The 2,673-nt window shown below is 57.6% G+C and carries 3 protein-coding genes; all 3 read left to right on the plus strand.

Translation table 11 applies throughout. The features are described 5' to 3' along the window. Nucleotides 1-145 precede the first annotated feature (145 nt). Nucleotides 146-490, plus strand: coding sequence for a MobC family plasmid mobilization relaxosome protein (locus ACFW35_RS19795; RefSeq protein WP_063863381.1), 345 nt, complete (start codon nucleotides 146-148; stop codon nucleotides 488-490). Next, the gene (gene mbeA / locus ACFW35_RS19855; protein WP_063863380.1) at nucleotides 480-1,979 is read left to right on the plus strand and encodes a plasmid mobilization relaxase MbeA; all 1,500 of its coding nucleotides are present in this window, start codon (nucleotides 480-482) and stop codon (nucleotides 1,977-1,979) included. Before ACFW35_RS19795 ends, mbeA begins: the two co-directional genes overlap by 11 nt. A gap of 311 nt (nucleotides 1,980-2,290) precedes the next feature. After that, the coding region (locus ACFW35_RS19815; RefSeq protein ID WP_379848328.1) for a hypothetical protein at nucleotides 2,291-2,673 on the plus strand (383 nt) is incomplete at its 3' end.

A 2,673-nucleotide genomic window follows, 5' to 3' on the forward strand; every position in this document is an offset into this window, starting at 1 on the left:
AGTATACACTCCGCTAGCGCTACGTGACTGGTTCAGGGCTGCGCCCCGAAACCCGCTAAAACCACTGACGCGCCTGCGGCTTGTCCAACACCGCGCCGAACGGGAAAAGATTTCCCGCCCGTCCCGGCGTTATCAGGAGGCCGGATTGGCAGACAAACGCAGCAAAATGCTCACCATGTGGGTGACCGAAGATGAGCACCGCCGTCTGCTGGAGCGCTGCGACGGTAAACAGCTCGCGGCCTGGATGCGGCAGACGTGCCTGGACGAGAAGCCCGCCCGAACCGGCAAACTTCCCTCGCTCTCGCCGGCGCTGCTTCGTCAGCTTGCCGGCATGGGGAACAACCTTAACCAGATTGCCCGGCAGGTTAACGGCGGTGGCGGCAGCGGGCACGACCGCGTGCAGGTTGTCGCCGCGCTGATGGCCATCGATGCCGGACTCGAGCGGCTGCGGCACGCCGTGCTGGAAAAGGGGGCAGACGATGATCGTTAAGTTTCACCCCCGGGGGCGCGGCGGTGGCGCCGGGCCTGTGGATTACCTGCTGGGCAAAGACCGCCAGCGCGAAGGTGCCAGCGTTCTGCAGGGGAAGCCGGAGGAAGTCCGGGAGCTTATCGACGCCTCGCCCTACGCCAAAAAATACACATCCGGCGTCCTGTCTTTTGCCGAACAGGACTTACCGCCCGGCCAGCGTGAAAAGCTGATGGCGAGCTTCGAGCGGGTTCTGATGCCCGGACTCGATAAAGACCAGTACAGCGTGCTGTGGGTTGAGCACCGGGACAAAGGGAGGCTGGAGCTGAACTTCCTGATCCCGAACACGGAGCTGCTGACCGGCAGGCGTCTCCAGCCGTATTACGACCGCGCCGACCGACCGCGCATCGATGCCTGGCAGACCATTGTGAACGGCAGGCTGGGGCTGCACGATCCAAACGCGCCGGAAAACCGGCGGGCGCTGGTCACGCCGTCCGCGCTGCCGGAAACGAAGCAGGAAGCCGCCCAGGCGATTACGCGGGGTTTACTGGCCTTAGCCTCGTCCGGGGAGCTGAAAACCCGTCAGGACGTCACTGAGGCGCTGGAAAGCGCTGGTTTTGAGGTGGTGCGCACTACAAAAAGCAGCATCAGCATTGCCGACCCGGACGGGGGGCGAAACATCCGACTGAAGGGAGCCATCTATGAACAGTCTTTTAACGCTGGCGAAGGACTTAGAGCAGAAATCGAAAGCGCAGCAGCAGAGTACCGGCGAGATGCTGAAAGCCGCATTCAGCGAGCACGAGAAGTCTGTCAGAGCGGAACTGAGCGAAAGCGAGAAGAGAATCAGCGCCGCCATCCTCGAGCACGACCGGAAGCTGTCCTCAGCCATGAGCCAGCGCACGAAAGGGATGCTGCGCATGGTCAGCCAGACGTGGCTGACCATCGTCCTGGTGTCCGCGCTGCTGATCGCTTCGAGCGCGGCCATTCTGTGGTGGCAGAGTCAGCAGATACTCGACAATTACACGACCATCCGGGAGCAGAAGAGCACGCAGGCTATGCTGTCCGATCGGAACAGCGGCGTGCAGCTCTCGACCTGCGGCGATCAGAGACGCCGCTGCGTGAGGGTGAACCCGGAAGCGGGACGGTTCGGAGAGGATTCGAGCTGGATGATACTGGCGGGGAAATAGCACATGACGGAGCTGGAAAAACAGTTGCTGAGCGCATTAGAGCAGCTACAGCAGGACTACTCGAAAAGGCTGGACGAGTGGGAGAACGCCTTCGCGGAATGGCGGACGATGTCTGGTCTTATGCAACGGGAGAACGCGGCGCTGAGCGAGCGCGTCACGGTCTTGAGCAGGCAGGTGCAGAGTTTGAGCGATCAGCTGCGCCGGTTGTCGCAAGGCTGAACGGAATCGAGGCGCACCGGGAGCAGCAGCGGGCGGCGCAGCACCAGAAAGCGCTGGAGCTGGAACGATCGCAGCGCCAGCGGACGTATGACGGTCCGTCGCTGTAACAAACCGGATAAAACGGGGGGGGCGGCGCAGATCCCCGCCGAAAGCCGGTGCCATTCACCCGGTTGCATGGCTATGCAGTCGGGTGAAATTTATCTGACGCGGAATGCGCGATTTAGTGGGGAGTTTACTGCCGGTTTTACCGGGCTGACGCCGCTTTCGCGCCGAACCCGCCCTGAGGCGGTGCCGGAAAGCACTGTTATGGTAAATGCGGAGTTAATGCATGCTCTTTTGACGTCACTTTTAAACTAAATTGACGTCCTGACGTCTAGTTAGTATTATTATTTTATACAAAAATACTGGATTTATAAACATGTCTTTGGCTCCTGGTGTTGTTCGTGACTCGATAATTGAATGTTTTTTAAGGCTTGGAAGAGAAGCTTCTATTGAGGAGATAACCAACGCTGTTTATTTGAAAATTGGAGAAATTTCAAAATCTTCTGTACGTTCATATCTGAGTTTAAATACCCCTGGTCTGTTCGAACGAGTAGATCGCGGTGTCTATCGCTTAAATGGTGATGCTGGTATTACTCCCTCCTTAGATTTGACGTCTTCACCTAAGGCTGTTGGGAAATCGACGATTTTTTTTGATGATGCAATTGAATGGTTAAAAAGGCAAAAAGATAATTCAATTCATGCAGTTGTAACCGATCCTCCTTACGGATTAGTCGAGTATACAAAACAGCAGACTGAGAA

It is taken from the genome of Fictibacillus sp. NPDC058756, from assembly GCF_042746035.1.
In the GTDB taxonomy this organism is placed as follows: Bacteria; Bacillota; Bacilli; order Bacillales; family Fictibacillaceae; genus Fictibacillus.